The sequence below is a fragment of the Brassicibacter mesophilus genome (assembly GCF_050433385.1).
GTDB classification, from domain to species: domain Bacteria; phylum Bacillota; class Clostridia; order Tissierellales; family Proteiniboraceae; genus Brassicibacter; species Brassicibacter mesophilus.
In genome coordinates this window covers 73,996-94,723 of record NZ_JBNPXI010000017.1, presented here as the reverse complement: position 1 = coordinate 94,723, position 20,728 = coordinate 73,996, and the positions used below count along the sequence as shown (strand labels likewise).

26 protein-coding genes are annotated in these 20,728 nt (G+C 30.9%); 18 read left to right on the top strand and 8 right to left on the bottom strand.

The window, feature by feature from the left end:
* Positions 1–61: 61 nt before the first annotated feature.
* Entirely contained in the window at positions 62–943 is an 882-nt protein-coding gene (locus tag HNR33_RS16350; protein WP_429085261.1) for a M23 family metallopeptidase, read from the bottom strand.
* A gap of 324 nt (positions 944–1,267) precedes the next feature.
* On the opposite strand from HNR33_RS16350, the gene HNR33_RS16345 reads away from it, so the two are divergent.
* Positions 1,268–1,747: a hypothetical protein gene (locus HNR33_RS16345; RefSeq protein WP_429085258.1), complete on the top strand. Its 480-nt coding sequence runs from the start codon at positions 1,268–1,270 to the stop codon at positions 1,745–1,747.
* Between the two features lie 539 nt (positions 1,748–2,286).
* On the opposite strand, the gene HNR33_RS16340 is transcribed toward HNR33_RS16345, so the two are convergent.
* Both HNR33_RS16340 and HNR33_RS16335 read right to left on the bottom strand, forming a co-directional pair.
* Positions 2,287–2,778 carry a GNAT family N-acetyltransferase gene (locus HNR33_RS16340; RefSeq protein ID WP_429085256.1) on the bottom strand — a complete coding sequence of 164 codons (492 nt, stop codon included), beginning with the start codon at positions 2,776–2,778 and terminating at the stop codon, positions 2,287–2,289.
* Between the two features lie 417 nt (positions 2,779–3,195).
* Positions 3,196–4,287: a hypothetical protein gene (locus HNR33_RS16335; protein WP_429085254.1), complete on the bottom strand. Its 1,092-nt coding sequence runs from the start codon at positions 4,285–4,287 to the stop codon at positions 3,196–3,198.
* Between the two features lie 112 nt (positions 4,288–4,399).
* Here HNR33_RS16335 and HNR33_RS16330 point away from each other — a divergent pair, with 112 nt between their 5' ends.
* The 10 genes from HNR33_RS16330 (at position 4,400) to HNR33_RS16285 (ending at position 10,228) form a co-directional block, all read left to right on the top strand.
* Positions 4,400–4,828, top strand: coding sequence for a helix-turn-helix transcriptional regulator (locus tag HNR33_RS16330; protein ID WP_429085252.1), 429 nt, complete (start codon positions 4,400–4,402; stop codon positions 4,826–4,828).
* A 119-nt stretch (positions 4,829–4,947) separates the two neighbouring features.
* Positions 4,948–5,082 carry a DUF255 domain-containing protein gene (locus tag HNR33_RS16325; RefSeq protein ID WP_429085250.1) on the top strand — a complete coding sequence of 45 codons (135 nt, stop codon included), beginning with the start codon at positions 4,948–4,950 and terminating at the stop codon, positions 5,080–5,082.
* A gap of 203 nt (positions 5,083–5,285) precedes the next feature.
* Positions 5,286–5,921: a TetR/AcrR family transcriptional regulator gene (locus tag HNR33_RS16320; protein WP_429085248.1), complete on the top strand. Its 636-nt coding sequence runs from the start codon at positions 5,286–5,288 to the stop codon at positions 5,919–5,921.
* Between the two features lie 15 nt (positions 5,922–5,936).
* Positions 5,937–6,323: an FMN-binding protein gene (locus HNR33_RS16315; protein WP_429085247.1), complete on the top strand. Its 387-nt coding sequence runs from the start codon at positions 5,937–5,939 to the stop codon at positions 6,321–6,323.
* A 21-nt stretch (positions 6,324–6,344) separates the two neighbouring features.
* Complete coding sequence (locus tag HNR33_RS16310; RefSeq protein WP_429085245.1) at positions 6,345–6,824, top strand: flavodoxin domain-containing protein; 480 nt, start codon at positions 6,345–6,347, stop codon at positions 6,822–6,824.
* Positions 6,825–6,919: 95 nt separating this feature from the next.
* Positions 6,920–7,063, top strand: coding sequence for a DUF255 domain-containing protein (locus HNR33_RS16305; protein WP_429085243.1), 144 nt, complete (start codon positions 6,920–6,922; stop codon positions 7,061–7,063).
* 341 nt (positions 7,064–7,404) lie between these two features.
* Complete coding sequence (locus tag HNR33_RS16300) at positions 7,405–8,166, top strand: hypothetical protein (protein WP_429085242.1); 762 nt, start codon at positions 7,405–7,407, stop codon at positions 8,164–8,166.
* Between the two features lie 64 nt (positions 8,167–8,230).
* Entirely contained in the window at positions 8,231–8,830 is a 600-nt protein-coding gene (locus HNR33_RS16295) for a TetR/AcrR family transcriptional regulator (protein ID WP_429085241.1), read from the top strand.
* 34 nt (positions 8,831–8,864) lie between these two features.
* On the top strand, positions 8,865–9,899 hold the full coding sequence (locus tag HNR33_RS16290; protein ID WP_429085240.1) for an amidohydrolase family protein: 1,035 nt from the start codon (positions 8,865–8,867) through the stop codon (positions 9,897–9,899).
* A 161-nt stretch (positions 9,900–10,060) separates the two neighbouring features.
* Positions 10,061–10,228, top strand: a complete 168-nt coding sequence (locus HNR33_RS16285) for a DUF255 domain-containing protein (protein WP_429085237.1) — start codon at positions 10,061–10,063, stop codon at positions 10,226–10,228.
* 88 nt (positions 10,229–10,316) lie between these two features.
* Here the strand turns inward: HNR33_RS16285 and HNR33_RS16280 are convergent, their stop codons facing one another.
* From HNR33_RS16280 to HNR33_RS16260, 5 genes are all read right to left on the bottom strand, one after another.
* On the bottom strand, positions 10,317–10,532 hold the full coding sequence (locus HNR33_RS16280; RefSeq protein WP_429085235.1) for a hypothetical protein: 216 nt from the start codon (positions 10,530–10,532) through the stop codon (positions 10,317–10,319).
* 208 nt (positions 10,533–10,740) lie between these two features.
* On the bottom strand, positions 10,741–12,078 hold the full coding sequence (gene murD, locus HNR33_RS16275; RefSeq protein ID WP_429085233.1) for a UDP-N-acetylmuramoyl-L-alanine--D-glutamate ligase: 1,338 nt from the start codon (positions 12,076–12,078) through the stop codon (positions 10,741–10,743).
* A gap of 295 nt (positions 12,079–12,373) precedes the next feature.
* On the bottom strand, positions 12,374–13,444 hold the full coding sequence (locus HNR33_RS16270) for a hypothetical protein (protein ID WP_429085232.1): 1,071 nt from the start codon (positions 13,442–13,444) through the stop codon (positions 12,374–12,376).
* Between the two features lie 606 nt (positions 13,445–14,050).
* Positions 14,051–14,173 carry a hypothetical protein gene (locus HNR33_RS16265; RefSeq protein ID WP_429085230.1) on the bottom strand — a complete coding sequence of 41 codons (123 nt, stop codon included), beginning with the start codon at positions 14,171–14,173 and terminating at the stop codon, positions 14,051–14,053.
* A 79-nt stretch (positions 14,174–14,252) separates the two neighbouring features.
* Entirely contained in the window at positions 14,253–15,164 is a 912-nt protein-coding gene (locus HNR33_RS16260) for a site-specific integrase (RefSeq protein ID WP_429085228.1), read from the bottom strand.
* A 481-nt stretch (positions 15,165–15,645) separates the two neighbouring features.
* Between HNR33_RS16260 and HNR33_RS16255 the strand changes: the two genes are divergently transcribed.
* From HNR33_RS16255 to HNR33_RS16225, 7 genes are all read left to right on the top strand, one after another.
* On the top strand, positions 15,646–15,801 hold the full coding sequence (locus HNR33_RS16255; RefSeq protein WP_429085226.1) for a hypothetical protein: 156 nt from the start codon (positions 15,646–15,648) through the stop codon (positions 15,799–15,801).
* 12 nt (positions 15,802–15,813) lie between these two features.
* A complete protein-coding gene (locus tag HNR33_RS16250) occupies positions 15,814–16,950 on the top strand; it encodes a recombinase family protein (RefSeq protein WP_429085224.1) in 1,137 nt (378 codons plus the stop codon).
* 5 nt (positions 16,951–16,955) lie between these two features.
* Complete coding sequence (locus tag HNR33_RS16245) at positions 16,956–17,315, top strand: hypothetical protein (RefSeq protein WP_429085222.1); 360 nt, start codon at positions 16,956–16,958, stop codon at positions 17,313–17,315.
* Positions 17,316–17,396: 81 nt separating this feature from the next.
* Positions 17,397–17,561 (top strand): DUF255 domain-containing protein, encoded by a 165-nt coding sequence (locus HNR33_RS16240; RefSeq protein ID WP_429085220.1) that lies wholly within the window; start codon positions 17,397–17,399, stop codon positions 17,559–17,561.
* 38 nt (positions 17,562–17,599) lie between these two features.
* Positions 17,600–19,465: a thioredoxin domain-containing protein gene (locus tag HNR33_RS16235; protein ID WP_429085218.1), complete on the top strand. Its 1,866-nt coding sequence runs from the start codon at positions 17,600–17,602 to the stop codon at positions 19,463–19,465.
* 121 nt (positions 19,466–19,586) lie between these two features.
* Positions 19,587–20,141 carry a TetR/AcrR family transcriptional regulator gene (locus HNR33_RS16230; RefSeq protein WP_429085216.1) on the top strand — a complete coding sequence of 185 codons (555 nt, stop codon included), beginning with the start codon at positions 19,587–19,589 and terminating at the stop codon, positions 20,139–20,141.
* A 65-nt stretch (positions 20,142–20,206) separates the two neighbouring features.
* The gene (locus HNR33_RS16225) at positions 20,207–20,722 is read left to right on the top strand and encodes an SCP2 sterol-binding domain-containing protein (RefSeq protein ID WP_429085214.1); all 516 of its coding nucleotides are present in this window, start codon (positions 20,207–20,209) and stop codon (positions 20,720–20,722) included.
* The last annotated feature ends 6 nt before the right edge of the window (positions 20,723–20,728 follow it).

Here is a 20,728-nt window from a genome sequence, read left to right as displayed (position 1 = left end):
TTAACTTAAAGCAAAGCTGACACCGCTTGAAAAACGATGTCAGCTTGCCTAAATTGAATCATTAATTTTTAGTCGTTATAATTGAACCTTTGACTGGCATAGGGTTATCATCAATATCTTTAAAATAAAGTGGTAAACCTTCTGCAAAGATTGGGTAAATAATTTTTGTTGGATTTTGACGTTGATGATGAATATGCAAATGAGGTTCAGATGTTGAGCCTGAATTTCCGACCTTTCCAATAATATCTCCCTCATTTACATGATCTCCAACTTTAACAAGTATGCTATTTTTTTTCAAGTGATTTAATAATAAAAAGGTTTCTGTTTCATCTATTTTTATGTAAATATAATTACCTTCCATAGATAGAAATTCTTCAGTATTAGGCATTATATCATTTTCTTCATCATAAACTGCAACAATTGTTCCTGATACTGGTGCAACAACTTCTTTATCGTAAATTCCATAGTCCTTAAGTTTTTTACTGCCTGTATTTGCTGGCTCAACAACCAAATCATATGCCCACCTTTCAGATGCCCATACAGCATGCGGTGTATTAGCTTCTACGGTATTTCCACCCCATCCGACAACTGTTTTTTCATTTAATGGCCATCTTACTGTAATTGAAGGTGCCATTTTATCAACATTAGCAGGATAGGGAATTTGTAAAACGTTGATAAGCATAAGTACAGGAAATGCAAGAATGATGGATAATAGTAAAGTAATTGTTTTATGAAAAACTTTTTTTTTCTTGACTAAGAAGATAATGAGTAATGTGAGATTAATAAGCACTAATATAACACCAATTGGCGCAAAGACTAATTTTGCTAATGACCATGCTACAGATCCTGCTATACCATGTACAAGAAAAACACTTCCATATAAAGCTAATATAATTATACCGATTATATAATTTTGTATTCTATCAAATTTTTTATTATTCAATTTTATTCCCCCAGTATTTTAGAATTATTGCTTATACTTATATAGACGCATTTAAAGCAAAATTACTTCATTTGAAGCGAGCGACACAAAGGAATTCATTTTTCATACATCACAGTATGCAATGCCCTACGGATTCTATTAAAGCGAATTCTACAACAAAACTTAGGAAATAAATCTAGGAAATTTTTTACAAAAACCTAGTCAAGCTTTTTCAGAATCAATTTACAAGTTAATGAGGGTTATATTTTGCAAGCTAATGACAAGAATATTCTTAAAACTGTGATACAATGAAGGGTATGTAATTAAGGTCTGGAGGGTAGCTAGATGAAAAAATTAATTATAGTATATGGTATAATTATCACACTATTATTTGCTGGATGTGGTATGAATTACATGAGTTCACAATACTCGAACGATAGTAAGATTTCAAGTGATGCAAATTCATTTAACTTGAACAGTGAAGAACAATTAATAGATGGGCAAGAATACATAGGTAAATTAGAGTTTGAAGGAATGGATACTATATGGAGATATAATGCTGAAAGTGATATGGATATTAAGCTATCATGCCTATTATCAGTAAACAAAGGTAAAGCAAAATTAGTTTTTATTAATTCTGCAGGAGAGCTAGAAACACTTGCTGAAAGTAAGGATAATATTGTTCAAAATGATATGGAAACAATTACAGTATCCTTAAAAAAAGGTGAAAACAGGATTAAAATAGTAGCATCAAATAAAGCACAAATTGAGCTTAAGCTGAATGTTGATGTAGGTGAGCTTAATAAAATTGGGTTTGATAAATAAAAAAATCATCTGCACTTTTCAAGACATTATGAGATTGCAGTGATACTCAAAAATTCAAATAATTTCTGTTTTCAGAATAGATCCGACAAGACAAGTAAATAAAATAGAAATAACAGAAGCTATAAGAGCTATCAAGTAATATGCTTGATAGCTTTATTGAATTATACAAAGGAGAGAAATAAATGAAAAATCTTAGGTCAGTATGCCCGTAATTAACTGTAAATCAATTCCTGTTTCACTTATTAATAAGCGCTCTTTTTGTTGTTCAGTAAATTTTGAGTTCAATCAGCAAAACCACTATCTACAATTTCAGCATCATTAACGCTGATTTTAAAGTTAACAACTTGATAAAAAATATTGTGTGTTTCTTCTTTGTTTACTATAAAATCAATATTGTAATAAAGTTCACGTGGATATCTATGTATCCTATTAATAAGTCCTAGCTAAATAATAATTCAAGAGAATAAAACTTGCAGATTTCAAAAAATAAAAAAGAAAAGCCGCCTATTTCTATAAAAGAAATAAGCGACTTGAAGTTACTATTTACTATACCATTCTTCTCTCATTAACTTCATGCACTTTTGTTCTTCATCTGTATTTCGGCAAGGTTCGCATTCATTAAAGCCAAACTTTCTTACACTTGCCATAGATGCTTTATTTTGTGGATGTGTAAGGATATAAATACAATCAACATCAAGATGTTCAAAGCAGATATTGATAAGTACTGGTAATGCTTCAGATATATATCCTTGTTTCCAATAATCTTTCCAAATATCATAACCAATTTCAACTTGTTTAATTTCATTATCTAAATAATGATAACCGCATGTTCCAATAAATGCATCGGTTTCTTTATCAAAAATACCGTAGCGAAGGTAACCTTTCCCCTCTGGGTTTTGGTAATGTTCAATAATACCTTTGGCCTCTTCTAGATCACATGGTGGTTCGTTAAAATATTTACACATATCTGGGTCAGAAAATTGTCTGTAAACTGCTTCAATGTCATTTATATTTAATAAACGGAATTTCATTCGTTTTGTTTCAAAATCTAATGGCAAAGCCATGATTAGTCACCTCATATCTGAGGATAAAAAGTAAGAGATAATTAACCTTAGGCTAATTAGTAAAAATATCCTTTAAGCTTTTTTCACCTCATTAGTTTTTGTGAACATAAATATCATCTCCTTTCTTCAAAATTTAGCCATTTATATTTTATAATAAGAAATTTTGAACGTCAATAATGCAATGATAATAGAATAAATAGATAATTAATGAAAAATTATGTAAGAGATTATACTTATATAATGAAAAAAATTGACATCATTAAGGAGAAGAAACCTTAAAAAAGCATGACATAAAACTAGCAAATAAAGTGGGGAAAATTATGCTTGCCAGATATTTATAGTGTATATAGCTAAATTGCATATTTATTATGCATCATAGTAATTTCACGAAATGTTTATAGATTTTATTTTTTCTATACCTCTTTTGATATAATCCACTGCTTCTATTTCTTTTTCACGAGCTTTCATGATCAGCTTTGCTATTTGTCTTCGTGTTTCAAAGTCAGCAAATTCCCCTTTTACATCAAATAAAGCAATATCATGCTCCTCTTTATAAGCACTAGCTGCACGATTAAATTCTTCACCTGCTTCAGGGAAAATTTCTGCTGCATTTTTCAGAAATAATGCAGCCTGTGCTCGTGAGGAATACAAACAACCATGGCTATCGTCATGAACCATTTTCTTAAAAAACAAATTCTCTTCATCGATGCCTGCAAACTCACTATCATCCAATAGAGCATCTGCCCATGCTTTGTAAGCGGCCAAACCCCCATGTCTTTCTCTTACCTTGAATGTATTTGCCATAGTTACAGCTAACTTAAGTGAAGAAACATATGAGTTTCTAAAGGAAGGAACTTCTGTATCTTCCCCAATTAAAAAATAGAATGGAGTTTGCTCATACCATCCATGTTTTCTAAAATACCCTGTAGTGTCATGTTTTTCTGTGTGTAACGGGGGAGCATCTTGAAAAAAATTCCATCCTAAAAGTACATCTCCACCATCATCATAACCAGTTATCAAGCAACATTCAGGTGGTCCGATTACTCCAAAAGCAAGTACAGGTATTCCCTTGTTAATACTTTCAATTATCTTTGCCTTAAAGGTAGCAGAGTCTTCCTTATTGCTCACAGCCTTATCAAAATACCTGTCTTGATATATTGGGGAAGAATCATATTTGTTTTTTCCTATAACTTTATAATTCTTACCAACTGCATTAAAAGCTCGAATAAAAGGCTGCAATGGGTCTGGGGTAGCGAAATTTAGCGAGCTGTTTCCTGCATCCCATTCGTTAGAGTTCCATACAAGACGGAAAGCTGCACCTGTAACTCCCATAATAAAATTGTAATCTGTCTTTCCACCAATTGCATTTATTGCTGATGTGAAATATGAAGGGAACATGCAATCTAAGAAATCATAACCTCCTCTTGGAACATTTTCTATATATACTTTTTTATTTTCTTTACTTATCTTTGTCATATACTACCTCCCTTTGTATAATTTACAAATGAATCTGTATTGTTTATAATTATAATATATTATGATATTCCATGTGAACAAAAATTGCTAAATTTATGGTGAGGTACCAATTATGAAAAGAAAATACTATTCGAATTCATTATGCAAGGCTATAGATTATATTGAAGAAAACATAAAATCTAAACTAACAATACAAAGTGTTGCAGAGCATTCTGGCTTTTCAAAATTTCATCTTATTAGACTTTTTGAAACTTACATTGGCATGTCTTTAATGGAGTATATTAGAGCACGTAAGCTTTCATTGAGTCTGTATGAGATAAAAAATACAGATATGCGGATTATCGATATTGCTATGGAATATAGTTTTCAACACCCGCAAACATATATCCGTTCTTTTAAAATTCTTTTTGGGACTACCCCTTCATCCATAAGAGAGTCTGGCTTTACTCCAATTAATATTGTAGAAAAAGCTAATGTATCAAAGATTGATTACTTCTGTAAGCAGTTTTATGAATTTGAGAAAAACATTAACAAAAAATAAAGTCCAATTGAATTTAGACATTATAGTGTTACGAATTGTTTAATGATTTCCTCTATATTTGAGTAATAATAAACTGAAATCTTTACCAGAAGTTGAAGATAATGAATGTCTATAAACATATGAATAGATTAATGAATGAAAAATTATCTTATCTTCTGCAACATGCCCATAATCCTGCAGATTGGTATCCATGGAGCAATGAAGCTTTTGAAAAAGCAAAAATAGAAGGCAAACCTATATTCCTCAGCATCTAATATAGTTACTGTCACTGGAGGTATCTTGGTTACTGTAACCAAGGAAAATCTTAATATTTCAGTATATACAATATCTTATATTATGTAAGATATTTTTTTCTGAAAATTTCTTTATATCTTGACAACACTTATGCCAAATGCTACAATTTTATCGAACAGCGTTCTATCATTAAACAATGTTCAATAAGATGAGGAGCGATATAATGACTATAGAGAAAAGAAGAGAACGAGAAATAGAAGAAATGAAGGAACGTATCCTTTTAGCAGCTATTGATATCGCCGCTTCAGAGGGATTTGATAAGCTGTCAATTAGAAAAATTGCTAAAAAAATTGAATACTCTCCGTCTATTATCTATCATTATTTTAAAGATAAGGAAGAAATATTAAACAATGTAATGCAAAGAGGCTATAAAAAAATAGAATTAGCAGTATCTTCTGTAAAGATGGAAAACAATTCTCCTGAAGAAAGATTAATTCAGATGACTAAAAATTATATAAAAGCAGCACTAAATATGCCAGATGAATTTATGGCAGCTCAATTAAATCAATCAAAATCAGCATTAAAACATACTTCCTCATTATTTAAAGGTGCTTCAAAAGAAAAAGTAGCTTTGTCTGTGCTATACGAATGCCTACAAGAAATATATAAGGATAAAGATATAGATATAGATGAAAATACAATAGAAGTAACTGCTCAAATGATTGTAGTATCAACTTTGGGACTTATTTTTAAGCTCATTATTGAAAAAAACATTGATGATGAACAAAGAGAAAGATTGATTAACTTTTATTCAAAGGAAATAGTATTAAGAATAGCTAATAGTAATACATTCAATTAGTAAGGAGGAGAGAAATTGAAATCCATATTAAAAATAATAATACCAATAATATTTATATTTACATTGGTTTGTGCAAGTGGAATATTTTATCTATCCCGCGGACTTAATGAAGGAAGTGAAATTAAAGTAAACGGAATAAGAATATCAGATTTAAATGATGGGATATATAATGGAAAATATAATGCTGGAAGATGGTCAAACCAACTCAGTGTTACAGTAAAGGGCCATAAAATTACAGAAATTAATATAGTAGATGATGTTACTTTTGTAAAGCCTGGTGTAAGTGATGAGCTATTCAGTAAAGTTATTGAAGCACAGAATACTAAAGTAGATGCAATATCACAAGCTACAGTGACATCTAAAGCATATCTTAAGTCAATAGAAAATGCGTTAAGTGATTAAAATAGAATGTGAGGTAACTAAATGAATACTTTAATAGTTTATGCAAGCAAATATGGATGTACAGAAAAATGTGCAGAATTGTTGTCTAAAGAGCTTATAGGTAAAGTAGACATAATTAATTTAAAGAAAGTAGGCTATATTGATATTTCAAAATATGAAAAGATTATCATTGGCGGATCAATATATATTGGTAAAATACAAAAGGAAGTAACAGAATTCTGTACTAGGAATTTAGATAATTTAAAAGAAAAACGAATAGGATTATTTATTTGTGGAATGCAAGAAGGAGAAACAATCGATACTGAATTTAGTCAAAACTTTAATCCTGAGCTTATTAAGATTACAGATGCAAAGGAGCACTTTGGTGGAGAATTTATCTTTGATAAAATGAACTTTATGGAAAAAATCATAGTAAAGAAGGTATCAAAGGTAATGTCAAATAAATCCAATATATTGGAGAATAATATACATAAATTTGCTCAAGTGATGAATACTATTTAGTTGATTTGCAGGGATTTTAAATGAATTATATACAAGAGTAGATAATGAAGTAAAAATTGAAATAATACTCAAGAAAAATAAAGGATACTACTGAAATGAAAAGTAGTATCCTTGAGAAATCTCCATATTTACTCCAACATGCCTATGATCCTGTAGATTGGTACTCATGGAGTAGTGAAGCTTTTGATAAAGCCAAACAGGAAGATAAATCTATCTTCTTATCTACTGATTATTACTGACATTGGTTATATTAATCTACATGTCACTGGTGACAGTTTGGGAAGGTAATCAGTTTTAAAAGGAGTCAATGACGGATTTAAGGTGAAGTTTGATCTGAAGGCACTTTTGAAATAGAAGGGGAAAATGAATAACTAGAATCGAATTAACAACAATGGGTTTCTTAATCAAGTTTATTTATAATATTTTGTACATAAGGTATGTATTATAATTTATACGTATCTTTATTTTTTTGCAATAAAATAGACAGTTGACAATATAAGTTCAGTGTGATAACATGACTACAAGTCATATGACTGATGGTCACATAACGTAATAATTGATTATTGAGGAGGCGGATAAAATGAAAAAAAGTAGAATTTTACATTGGAGAGACCTTTTATTAGCATTAGTTATTTCGGTTGTTGGCTATATGGTTTTATTATCAACAACTAGAACAGGACTAGTTGATATGAGTATTGAAGCAATTTTATTTCTTAGTGGAAGCATTATAGCTTTTAAAGGATTTTCAAAATCTAAGAAAAACATGGACAAAAACTTTAGAAGATTTGAATTATTTTATGGACTAACATATTTGATTGTTGTTATTTCATTTATCATGGGAATCTTCTATTTCATTAAAAATCCAAATGTTATTGAAATTAGAGTTTCAGATGTGATGGACAATAATTTGCTTATTATTATGAGTTCAATTAAGTCATTTACCATGATATTTTTAATTTTTACGTGGATCTATTTTTACAAATATTTAAATATAAAAGAATCACGTAAGAAAAAAATAACTATGTTTTTAATAGGATTCTCGTTTTATTTAGGTGCTTCAATTATTATATGGAAATTAACATATGATATTAATGTATTGAGTTTAGGTGTTATTGTTGGAAGTGTAATTGGTATATTTACACTGATTGCTCTAGATAAAAGAACTAGATATTTGACAATTATCTTTACAGTTTATAGTAGTATTCATTTAATTGAGTTTTATATAATGGGTACTGGAAAACATCTAACAACAGGAATCAATAATCCTGTTTACTGGGGAGTTACAGTTCTATATGTTTTTGAAGTTAAAAGATGGATTGATAGTGAATTAAATAAGGATTAATTTGTTAATATTTTCAGTGTACTATAATTTAATTTTAATATTAAGAAAATGAAAGGGTGATAGTATGCCAAAGGATACATTTTTTAATCTACCAGAAGAAAAAAGAAGTAGAATTGTTAATTCAGCAATTTTAGAATTTTCTAAAGTACATTACAAAAAGGTAACCATAGACAGTATTGTCAATGGTGCAGAAATTCCTAAAGGTAGTTTTTATCAATATTTCAAAAACAAAGATGACTTGTACACATATGTATTTAGTCAAATTGGAAATAAAAAAAAGCATGTCTTGGAAGAAATGAAAAAATATAAAGAACAGCTAGATTTTAGAGGATATGTTCTTAAAATGTTGGAAGAAGCAAAAAAATTTGAAAGTGTAGATACTAATTTAATAGAGTTAAAAAATAAATTTATTAATGAGTGCCCGCAGGAAGTAAGAAAAGCTGTTTTAAAGAATGAGATTCCTAAAAGTTACAGACTATTAGAAGAAGTAATATCGTTATATGTAATAAAAGGTGAATTGAGAAAAGATTTAAATATTAAGATTGCAGCATATATGATCACATCCTGTGTAGTAAGTTTAGAAAATTATGAGTTTGATAAAGAAGAAAACATTAGTGAAGTAATTATTCAAATGATAGATGTTCTAATTAATGGGTTTAAATAGATTGGCATGACTTTGAGAGGATGGAGGGTTTTATATGATGACAAAACAGGAATTTATAAAGAATGAAAAGTATTTAAAGTTAAATGATGACGGTGATTTTGTTATAGATTACAATAGAAAGCTAGATATTATTGATTTTCATACGCACATGTCAAATGTACTACCTCTTAAGATTGTAAACCCCAATATTAAAGGAAATCAATTAAAGTATGAGACACTACCAGATATAAAAAATATGGACCTATCAGTTCCTTATTGGAGGAAAATCAATACTGATGAAAAAAAGAAAGGATTACTATCTGTAATAAAGTTTTCTCTTGAAGGATATAAGATTTTTAGAGACATGGCTAATGGAGGAACCTATGAAAACTGTTTTAAATCTCAAGAAGAAAATATGATTAAGACAAACGTGGTTCTTCCATTAAGTACAAAGAAATGTGATCGCTCAATGGAAGCACTACGTTTGGTTAAAGATTATCCTAATAGATTTATAGCGTTTTGCTCAGTATATCCTCAAGATACTGAAATGAAGGAAAAGATATATAAATACAAAACCCTTGGTTTTAAAGGACTCAAATTAAAAATAACTGATATGGAACTGAAAGATGACTTCAAGCCTCTTATTGAACTTTTTAGGGTTTGCTATGAAGTTGGATTTCCAATACTTCTTCATACAGGTTCTTTAACTCATATAAAACGTGAAAATACATCAAACTTGATGTGGAAACTTTTAAAGTCAACAAGGGTAGAAATCTTCGGAAAACTATTGAAGGAATTACCTAGTGATTTTAAGTTTATCTTTGGACATAGTGGAATTGCAGAATATAAGCTTGTTACAGAATATCTTAAAGAATTTCCAGCAAGTTATGCTGAGTTGTCATGTCAGTCTGAAGATAGCATTAAATATTTAATCAATGAAGTGGGATATGAAAGATTGTTATATGGGTCTGACTGGCCGGCACTACCACAGGCAATTACTCTTTCTAGGGTATTACTTGCAACAGAAAAAAATGAAGATGCAAGAAACCACATTTTATATAAAAATGCTATGAAGCTATTAAAAATTTAAAAAATATATGTGACTTAATGAACAGTAAAATATAATAGATTATGTGCAAAGGAACAATACTGTAATGTGATGATCTTTTTTGTTGTATTTGAATAATCAGAGAATAGTCTAACTTCATCGGTGACAAACTATACTAAAACAACAAGAAAGAAGGTGATAACATGTTTGAAAATATGCAGAGAAAAGCAAATAGATTGGTACATGAAAAATCTCCATACCTATTGCAGCATGCATATAATCCAATAGATTGGTTTCCATGGTCAGAGGAATCATTTTCCAAAGCAAAAGAATTAGACAGACCAGTATTTCTTTCTATTGGATATTCCTGACATTGGTTATATTAATCCACATGTCACTGGTGTCATGTTGGCAAAAGCAACTGCTAAAAATATAAAAATCAGAGAAACTAATCTCTGATTAATCAAATAGTATGTACGGATTACATTCGGCTGGAGTTTTCCAATCAATTCCATACCCTTTTAGCATCTGTTTTTTCCGAGACCAATAAATATGACAGCTACCTAATCCATAACCTTGCTTATCTAGGCTTTCGTTCAGTCTATCAAGTTCTGGTTGTATTTTTTTTATTACTTTCTGGAATACTTCTGTGCTTTCAATCGGGTCTCGCTTCATAAAATTATCTCCTCTCTTCATAATTTTTCGGCAATTCGGCTTTTGATAATTGCGTAAATGCTCATAAAAATACCCCTTTCGACTAAATAATCTTAATAGATTATACAATCAAGAGGAGTATAGTATAACGTATAGAAAACATTTGAGAGTTCTTTATCCAAGTCCCTATAATAAATGCATTTTCGGTTATATCGGATTTAAAATGCAACTACAATTGGTTAATGTACTCTTTGAACATATTTCCGCGAGCCTCAAAATCCTTAAATTGGTCCCAAGACGCACATGCAGGACTTAAAAGGATAATATCTCCGTCTCTTGATGAATCATAAGCTATCGCTGTAGCATTCTCTAATGTGTCAACTACTCTACAAGGAATACCGCTCTCCATTGCGAAGTCATTTATCCTTGTCTTTGCTTCGCCATATGCTACAATCAATTTAACATTTTTTAAATAATCCTTCAATCCTTCAAAACTATGTCCTCTATCAAAACCACCCAGCAATAATATAGTTGGATTTACAAATGAAGATAATGCAATTTGAGTTGACTTTACATTAGTTGACTTAGAATCATTATAAAAATCAATATTATTTATAGTCTTAACATATTCTAAGCGGTGTTCTACACCACCAAAAGTTTTTAATACATCAACGATAATACTATCATCTATACATAGTTCTTTAACAACTGCTATAGCTGCCATAGCATTTTCATAACTATGCTTTCCTTTTATCTTTACTTCATCTAAAGCGATTATTTTATTATTGTTATAACAAATATATCCATCTATTATTGAACAGCCCAAATCGTTAAACAAACTAGATGAAAAATATTTTTTAGTTGATTCTATATTGTTTGTTAAGTCTAGTACTTCCTCGTCATCTAAGTTAAGAATTGCAATGTCACTCTTACTATGATGATTAAAAATTCGCTTTTTGACGTTTTTATAATTCTCGTATGAACCATGAAAATCAAGGTGTGCTTCCGATAAATTGGTTAAAACAGATATATTCGTTTTAAAATCTGCAACGTTACATAACTGATGGTCTGACACTTCCATAACAGCAATATCTTTATCTTTTAGTTGAGGCACAAAAGAACATACTGGGTATCCAATATTGCCCATTAAAAATACACTCTTTGAAGCCTTTTTTAAAATTTCATAGATTATTGTAGTTGTAGTTGTTTTACCGTTTGTTCCTGTAATGCCAACGATTGTTACGCCTGTCGGAAAATAACGAAATGCTAACTCCATTTCATTTATAACAGGTATATTAAATTCATGGGCTTTCTTTATATATGCATGATTATTTGGAATACCTGGATTTTTAACTACTATTTCAAATGTATTATCTAACAAATCTGATGGATGATTTCCAAGTACAATTTTAATTCCTAGTGATTGTAATTCATTTATTTCTTCTACACTTTGCTCGGAATTCAAATCATTAACAATAACATTATAACCTTTGTTAGCCAACAGCTTTGCAGCTTCATAACCACTTCTAGCCATACCTAAAACAAAGGCTTTCTTATTATAACTCATTTTATTAACTCCTTTTATAGTTCATATATAACATATATATCTAATAATTGTGCATTTTACTCATATAAATAAAATTTTTGAAATAGAAACATACAAAAATTAAAGCTATATCAAATTGCACAGTGTTCCCAAGATATAACAAAACAAAATATGAGTATTCATCAAATTGATTATACACCATATATTTACAATAATCAACCAAACCTTATTGAGATTACAGAAGTCAATAAGATTTGGTTGACGCAATTTTACTATAACTTTAAGAACATACTATTAATAGTTAATTTAGTGTTTATTAGAACGGAGGGGCTTCAGTGCCATCAATGTTCCAATAGGTATCGTCTGTTTCATCATAATAGACTTGTCTTTTGTCAATCCAAACCATTTTTGAAATATCTCTAATTTCTTCACCAACTATAGGAGTAAGTATGTATTCAGCAGGTATTTGCTTTTCCATTTCAGGTTCAAGAATATCATTTTCTTTTTTAATATTGTTGAACCTTTGAATTTTTTCCTGATTTTCAAAATTAAATTGAATTTCAACATCTGTATTAAATAATTCTAGCGTGTTGGTGTAAGTTTCTATTAAGTAATTGTCCGTATGCAGACTACAATACAAAGTATTATCCTGGGGGTAATTCTCTTTAAGGTATTGCAGTAGCCTGATAGTGGTATCGAAGAATATTACTCTCTGAATATCTGTTTTAAAATTAATGTGATTTTTTCTTTCAACCCAGTAACTCCAACAAATAGGTCTAATCCCTTCAAGTCTTTGAAGATGCTTGATTCCAATGCCTAGTTTTTCAACACCCAAAATGCCTGTATCCGCTTTGTTAATGAATATCAGATTATGGAACTTACAGTCAAAGGCAAGCAATTCACGGCTGATAAGCTCAGCAATTAAGTTTGTATCAATTTCTTTTGCACGGAAAAAGGGAAACATCTGCTTATTTGCTGAAGTTCTATCATAATTAAGGTAAGATATAAAATCAACTTCAATGTTTACTGTGCTTAGTCTTGCAGCAATAGCAGGATGGTCTGCTATGTATTCCTCACATTTACCATCATTGACTTTTTTGTCAGATTGCATGAACTTATGAAAAAGCATACAAGCTAAGCGGAAATTTTTGATATGTTTCTCTGTGCTAATATGTTTTTTTTCAATTAATTCTAAGATACAAGAGAGAATACCTGTATTCAGATTTGCAACATCTACCAGTTGAAAATCGTACCATATGCAAAATTCAAAGGCAGTACGTTTTTGGGCTAATACTTCCTTTTTAAGTGTTTGATAGTGTTTTGTGTAGGTAGAACGATTTAGGGGTAAGTAATCTTTTGCTTTGTTATAATAGGATTTTGGTATCATAGGTAATGACCTCCTTTAGTATTTTAGGTTTATTTATTTAAAGCTTTTAGTTTCCATCAGCAAAGCTGATGGTTAATATAAACACTTTGCTTTGCAAAGTGAAGCTTCGAAGAAGCTCTTTGAGTACCGTGCAGTAGAGGTTCACTCTACTGCCCATAACTAACGCCCGTAGGGTATCTTTTTTTACCAGAACTTCGTTCTGGAGCATGTGTTTGTTTTATTGTACGCTTGGAATATATCAATTTATAAAATGAAAGTGTTCGAGCAAAAAAATCCCCTCGCAACAATGATGTTACGAGGGTTATCTATTCCGCCCATTTGAATTGCCGACCCTGTAAACGGGTCTTAATTCATTTTATTATTATTGCCATTTTAATATTTTGTACCAGCTTGTTTTCGACCTGATATTATTCCGACCTCTTTTATTTTCGCATAATAGTCGATTTTAAGAGGAGAGCAATTACCATAGTGAGCGTATCAAACTCACTACATTATATTGTATAAGGTGATTTACAAATATATAAATAAAAGCTGCTCGAATATAAAAGACTTGCAAAACTGCAAAGTCTTTTGGAAAGTATGGGAGGAAAGATATATAAAACAGGATTAACGCACCTGTGTTTGCGATAAGTGTCGCTCCATTGACTCAATCCAATTATTAAATTCAATAATAAAGAGTTCTTCTGACACTTGATTTAAGAACAAAATTTGTTTATCTGTAAATTTCATGGTTTAGCCCCCTCAATATACTCGACTATAATTTTGTTAATACTGTATTATACTGATGAAGCAGGGCAGTTATAAGAAATTATTGCAGATAGTGATATAAAACAACATCTATGCGGTTATGTCCCAAGTTTTGGCTCACCTCTGCAAGAACATCACGCTCATATCCTTTAATAGTTTCATTTGAATATCGGCTTATTGCTTTTTCAAAATTGGCTTGGTTTATAAATGTTTCACGCATACCAGAATAGTAATCTCGCTCCTGTTTCATAGCTTGTCTTAGGTCTGTATATAGTTGTTGTGCGTATTCACGTCGAAAATAGTGAGGATTGGCGTTGCTATCAACATCATTAAACATAGGAATGTTTTTACCAGTTTTCTGCTCTCTCTGGTTAACCAGTTCGGTAATCCTTTCCCGCTCCTGTTCAATCACTATGGCATTACGCTCACGACCGCCTTTTTCTGTAACATTAAATCCAATAACCTGACCTTGAGAATTTTTTATTGCCTGTTTAGGTGTTATTGTTGCAATGCTTTCTCTACTGATACCAGTGGCACGGACAAAATCCAGTTGTTCCCTGTTGCGGAGAGCATCACTCGTATCCCTGACTGCAAGCCCTCGATTGTTCCCTACACACATATAACTTCGCTGTGGTAATCCAAATTCTTTGACCGTGTATCTGGTATCAAGGATTTTATTAATTGCAGATAAATCCTTGCTATGAGTGTATGCTGAATTATCTGCTCGGGATAGCATAAAACTTTGTACATGGTCTCTAGTAATATCCTCGATATTTCGTATTCCTTGGGTCTTCAGGTAATCTGCAAATAGATTTACTGTTTGCCTGTATGTATGAGCAGTTTTAATGGAATGTATGCCTTCCGTACGGTTCGCATTTGTCGGGTTATTCTTGACTTTTTTCTGACCAATACGGAGCAAGTCATTTACCCTGTTATTTAGCTGTATCTTAATGTTTTTGTTTTTTCTTCCCATAGTATCACCACCGTTATTTTTGGATATTGTGTTAAGACTGAAAACTACTTTTTCAAGCATTTGCTTCGGGAAAGGGCATAACCTATATTGATACAAAAGTTACTGGGAATGTGAAGAAGCGTCAGCAAAGCTGCCGTTTCTTCACATTCTTTTTTCTGCTTTTCAGCAATTATGATAATGTCACAATTGCTGTCACTTTCTCCTTTCTTAATTCGACTTATTTATATATAGATTATACGGTCAAAGAATAGCAATTATCAGTTTATAAGGCACCAAACTTCTATATTTTCATGGAAACAAAACTATCATACAACATACAAAAAAACGTCGAAAATGAGAGGAGCCATGAAAATGTATCTATTAAAATCAGGGGTCGAACATGTTTCATATAGCAAACCAAAAATTGAAGCGGTATATAAGATTTGTAATTACAAAATCAAATTGCAATTTGAAATCTACAAACAAAAAGAGGTTTCAATATATGAACGAAAAAACAATGCAAGTCGGAAAATACATAGTTACAGTATCAACTAATAAGCCAAGCATGGAAGCGTTACAAAATTTTGATAAGAAAATTAAAAAGATGCCTGATAGTTGCTTTGAAAAGCATTGTCAATCGAAACTTAAGATTGCTTAATGAGGTGAGTATATGGAATATAATATTAAAAATGTAGCAGTCTACCTTAGAAAATCGAGAGCGGAAAGCGAACAACATTTAGAAAAACACAGAATCGTATTACAAGAGTTATGCACTAAACATAACCTGAAATATGTAGAATACTTAGAAGTCGGTACATCTGACAGTATTGACATGCGACCCAAAATGAGTAGGTTGCTTAAAGAAGTTGAACAGGGTATTTTTGATGCGGTTTGTGTTGTTGATTATGACCGTTTAGGCAGAGGTGATTTGGGAGAACAGGACAAAATTAAGAAAGCTTTTCAAAAATCAAATACCCTCATTGTTACCCCAGAGAAAATATATAATCTGAATAATGACCTTGATGACACTTATGCCGATTTTAAAGGCTTATTTGCACGTCAAGAATATAAGATGATAACTAAAAGGCTGCGTCAGGGTAAACAAGTTGGAGCTAGAAATGGAGAATGGACTAACGGTACACCTCCTTTTCCATATGAGTATGAAAGGTATAAGGACAAATACAAACAAAAGGGTCTTGTAGTAAACGATGAAAAACTGGTTGTATACCGAAAAATTATTGATATGGCTTTACAAGGTATGTCTACTGCTCAAATATCAATACAGTTAAATAAAGAAAAGATATTATCTCCCAAGAATGGAACATGGAGCAATGTCACTATTAACAGAATGTTAATTGACGAAACACATCTAGGTGAAATAATAAGCAATAAAACACAAGGTGATGGACATAAAAAGAAAAAACCAAATGCAAAACCGAATGTTCGACTTCCAAAAAGTGAGTGGGTAGTAGTGGAAAATTGCCATGAAGCGGTTAAAACGCCACAAGAGCACGAAGTAATATTAAAATTCTTAAACGAAAGAAGATTAATTCCTGTTCATGCACGAAAAGGCAGCTATTCTTTATCAGGTCTAGTATTTTGCAAAGTATGTGGTCATGGATTAACTTTTTTAACCAATCAGCGTGGTAAGTTTTTAAAGCCTTGTTGGTATAAAGACCATTTAGGAAACAAATGCAAAAACGGTGGCATTAAGTATGAAATGCTTGAAAAACTTATTATTGACGATAAGTTGAAAAATACGAAAGTCAGGAAATCCCTCAATATGATGAGAACACTTTTTTTATAGACGACTTGAAGAAGTTAAAATCTGAAAAAGAAGAACTTATCAAAAAATTAGAATACGGTATTTCAAGAATTAATGATGCCTATGAGGTTGGCGATTATACAAGAGAAGAATGGTTAAAAAGAAAAGAGATAAGAAATGCTGAGTTAATTGTGGCTCGTAACGATTTATTTGATGTTGAGAATAGAATAAAAAATTTCTCCTCTGTTAGTGAAGAGGTAAGGAGAATAAATATCAAGTATTTTCTTGACGATATTGAAAAACTTTCATCTCCAGAAGAGATAAATGCTTTATTTAAAACAATAATTAGTAAAGTAGCATGGTATCGAAAAGATACCCATATCGAACTAAAAATTCAATATAAATAAAAGAAAGCTGCTATTTACATAGTGGCTTTCTTTTTGGTAATAATATTGAGATGAACAAAAAATTGAAAGGTGGTGATGCCCATGACAACTAATAACAGAATACCCAATAGATTAGCAAATGAAAAATCTCCATATCTGCTACAACATGCATATAATCCAGTAAATTGGTTTCCTTGGAGTGAAGAAGCATTTGGGAAGGCAAAGGCTGAAGATAAGCCTGTCTTCCTATCTATTGGGTATAGCTGACGTGGTTGCTTTTGAGAACTTGCCATTGGTGTCATGTAATGGAGAGAGAATCATTTGAGGATGAAGAAGTTGCAGAAGTAATGAATAAAAACTATATTGCAATAAAAGTTGATAAAGAAGAAAGACCAGATGTTGACAGTATTTACATGACTTTTTGTCAGGCTTTAACTGGTCAGGGAGGTTGGCCGCTAACAATATTTATGACTCCGGACAAAAAGCCATTTTATGCAGGTACATACTTTCCTAAGAAGAGTAAGTACGGTAGAGCAGGTTTGATAGAGATACTTCAAAGAATATCTAAGGCATGGAAAAATGATAAAGAAGATTTTATTGAGTCAAGCGAGCAGATACAAGAGGCAGTGAAAAGCAGCTACCTATCATACTCAAATGAAGCATTGGATAAAAGAATAATTGATGCTACTTTTGAAAACTTTAGTACCCTTTTTGACCCTCAATATGGTGGATTTGCAGATTCACCAAAGTTTCCAACTCCACATAATCTGTTGTTTTTATTACGGTATTGGAAATACACCCAAAATAATCACGCTTTAGATATAGTAGAAAAGACATTAGAATCAATGTATAAAGGAGGCATATTTGATCATATAGGATTTGGATTTTCTAGATATTCGGTAGATGAAAAATGGTTAATACCTCATTTTGAGAAAATGCTGTACGATAATGCCTTATTAGCTATTGCATACACAGAAGCTTTTCAGGCTACAGGTAAAGGACTCTATAAAGAAGTATCAAATAAAATCTTTACTTATGTACTAAGAGATATGACATCACAAGATGGAGGATTTTACTCAGCTGAAGATGCAGATTCAGAAGGAGAAGAAGGAAAGTTTTATGTTTGGGATGTTGAAGAAATAGAGAAGGTACTCGACGAAGAAGAATCTGATGTTTTTTATGATTATTACAATATGGTTCCAACAGGAAATTTTGAAGGTAAGAATATTCCTAATTTGATAGGTAAAGATCTAGATGAAATTGAGAAAGATGTGGACTTAAAGGCAAAGTTAAATGAAATGAGAAAACGACTGTTTGAATACAGAAAGAAAAGGATTCATCCTTACAAAGATGACAAAATATTGGCTTCGTGGAATGGCTTGATGATTGCAGCATTGTCTTATGCTGGTAGAGCATTTGAAAATAATACATACATTGATGCTGCTAAAAAAAGCATAGATTTTATATTTAAAAATCTGATAAATCAAAAAGGAAGACTATTAGCTCGCTATCGGGATGGGGAAGCAGCATATCTAGCATATTTAGATGATTATGCTTTCTTAGTATGGGGATTAATAGAACTATATCAAGCAACATTTGAAATTCAATATTTAATGAAAGCATTAGAGTTAAATCGAGATATGATAAGATTGTTTTGGGATGAAAAAGGTGGAGGTCTGTATTTGTATGGAAAAGATAGTGAACAGTTGATAGTCAGGCCGAAAGAGGTATATGATGGAGCTATACCCTCAGGAAATTCAGTAGCAGCATTAAACATGCTAAGACTTTCAAAAATAACAGGAAATGAAGAGCTAGGAGATAAAGCAAATCAAATGTTTAAGACGTTTGGTGGAAATATAAAGGAAAATCCAAGCTCATATTCATATTTCTTGAAGGCATTCTTGTATGCAAATATATCAACAAAAGAAGTAGTAATTGCAGGTCGAAAAGATGATAAAGATGTGAAATTAATGATATCTAGTTTTAATAAACTGTTCTTACCATTTTCTTCTATTGTAATAAACGATGGAAATAAAGATTTGTATGAAATAGCGCCATTTGTTCAAGGTCAACAAATGATAGATAATAAAGCGACAGCATATGTATGCCAAAACTTTACATGTAATATACCTACTACAGACGTAAAAAAATTTGTAGATTTATTATCATGAAGCTATATTATAGAACCACTTATATTTATTGATAAGTGGTTCTATTTAATTTACAACAATAATAATATGATATATAATATTAATAAGCCGAGCGTACGACTGACAGAAATGAGGTGTAAAGTTGGATAGTAAAGTAACAAATAATAAAGGAAGAATAATAGAAGAAGCAAGTAAGATAATCATGAATAAGGGAGTTGAAAATACAAGTTTATCTGATATAGCTAAAAACGTAGGAATAAGTAAAGGAACGCTGTATTATTATTATAATTCTAAAAGTGATTTGATATCAGATATAACAGAAAAACACTTAAATCGTATTTCATCAGAAATGTTAGAATTAGCAGAGAATATGAGTGAAAGTATGTCTGCTAAAGATATGCTAAATCTCTTATTTCATAAAATTATAAATGATGAAACTAGAGACAGACTTCACTTATATTTAATTCAGGATGCGCTTACTAGTAACTCAGAACTAAAAGAAAAATTCAAAAAAGATTATGCTGATTGGAGAGAAAAGATTAATGAAGGTCTTACAAAGGTTTTAAAAGAAAAAATGGAAAGCTATGAGACTTTGTCATTAATAGTATTATCAATCTTAGATGGATTGATAATACAAAATTTATTAGGTGTTGAAAATATTGATGTTAATGAAATTACTAGTTTTCTTATAAAATAAATAAAAAAATTCAATTAATTAAGCCGGATGACCGACAAATGAATAATAATGAAAGGAGGTCTTTTATGGAACAAGGTACATATAAAATAGCTAAGGTTCACAATAAGAGATTAAAAAAATGTATTATCAATGTTATCCTATGGTTTTTAGGAAGAGGAATTCAAAGCAGTACCAGATTTGATGAAAATGTTAAGAAAGAGATAGAAATATATCATGAAGGATTTAGAATAATGTTTAAAGTATGGAACAGTGAACAAGCTATGATTGTTGAAAAAAGACAAGGCAGATTTTATCTTTTGAAAAATATGAAGCAAGAAGAAGCAGATATAATTATTTATTTCAAGAGTATGGAAGCTGCTTTAATGCTTCTTACTGGTAAAATAGGCATAGCTCAAGGGTATGCTCAGCATAGAATACTTTTGAAAGGAGACATAATGCTGGCTATGCCATTTATAAGAATGGTTAATATAGTCGAAGCATATTTATTTCCAAGGTTTTGGGTAAAGAGAATCCTAAAATCATTTCCTGATAGAAGCTCCAATAGCTTAACTATTTATTTAGGGCTAATCTTAGGTATTTAGAGTTAA